This window comes from Bradyrhizobium sp. CCBAU 45384 (assembly GCF_028128665.1).
GTDB classification, from domain to species: Bacteria; Pseudomonadota; Alphaproteobacteria; order Rhizobiales; family Xanthobacteraceae; genus Bradyrhizobium; species Bradyrhizobium manausense.
On the sequence record NZ_LBIZ01000043.1, the window covers coordinates 1 to 1048 of the forward strand.

The following is a 1048-nucleotide window of genomic DNA, read 5'->3' on the forward strand; positions in this document are numbered from 1 at the left end:
TCGTGACGCTCGCACTGCACGGATCACCCGGGATAGCTGGTCAGCATCTATGGCTGTGTCCGTCCGCAGCACGACATCGCCGACGCGCGGAAGGGATTGCGCGCTGCTTCTGCGGCGAGGTAGCTAAAAACCGCACACTGGACGCGCGCGTTCCAACCGCTCACAGCCTGCCCGCCGCATCGACAAGATAGTCTTAGCCCGGGTTGCACAGCTCCGTTGAAATACCAGGCTCCTCCTATTGAATTCGCAGGACACGCAAGGACCCGCACGCGGATTGCGATGTTGCACTGCGCTCGTTTCGCTGCCGCACTAGCGTTCACCGATGAGCAGGGGGGGGGGGGGGGGGGGGGGGGGGGGGGGGGGGGGGGGGGGGGGGGGGGGGGGGGGGGGGGCCCCTCGGCGACCATGGGGAAATGGTCGGCGAAGTGAGACCAGCCGTGGCCGAGCGTCGAGCAGGCGCGAGGCCGCGCCACACCTCCTGGTGAAAGTGATGACTACCGATCGCCGACGACAGGAGCGCACCGAAGTCGACGAGGTCGCCTATATTTCAGGTGACGGTTCGAGCTTGAGCTGTCGCGTGCGGAATATCTCCGACCACGGAGCCGCTATCGAATTGGCGGATAGTCGTTACGTCAGACCACTATTTACTCTGATGCTTGAGCGCAACCGCGTGATCAAGCAGTGTCGCGTGATCTGGCGCATGGGAAGTCAGATCGGAGTTGAGTTTCTGGAGGACGGCACATAGCGTTCTGGGGGAGAAAGTGTCAAAAACCATCGAGTTAATCCTGGCAAGCTATGTGAAGGTCAGAGACGGCAATCCCTCGAAGCCCATGCTCGCGCACCGGCGCGGGATGCTAGCGCGCCTGGGCCTGGGGGGCTCACCCTAAAGGACAGCATGCCCGACCCCGCCCATAGAAGCAGGGTTCGGAGCCGCACCGCCAAGTGCGCCCGACATTAAGCCGTCACCCCCGACGCCAATGAAGCACGCTGATCAAGCTGTAGCTCCGGAGCGGGCTCTCACGCCCACGGACACGCTGCCAACTGATTG

1 protein-coding gene is annotated in these 1048 nt (G+C 63.5%); it reads left to right on the forward strand.

Going from position 1 to position 1048, the window contains the following annotated elements; translation table 11 throughout:
- Window positions 1-490: 490 nt before the first annotated feature.
- Window positions 491-745, forward strand: coding sequence for a PilZ domain-containing protein (locus XH80_RS02940; protein ID WP_271597259.1), 255 nt, complete (start codon window positions 491-493; stop codon window positions 743-745).
- Window positions 746-1048 lie beyond the last annotated feature (303 nt).

Excerpts from the sequence above, each read along its gene's own strand:
- XH80_RS02940 (WP_271597259.1), top strand. The coding sequence starts at position 491 with ATGACTACCGATCGCCGACGACAGGAGCGCACCGAAGTCGACGAGGTC.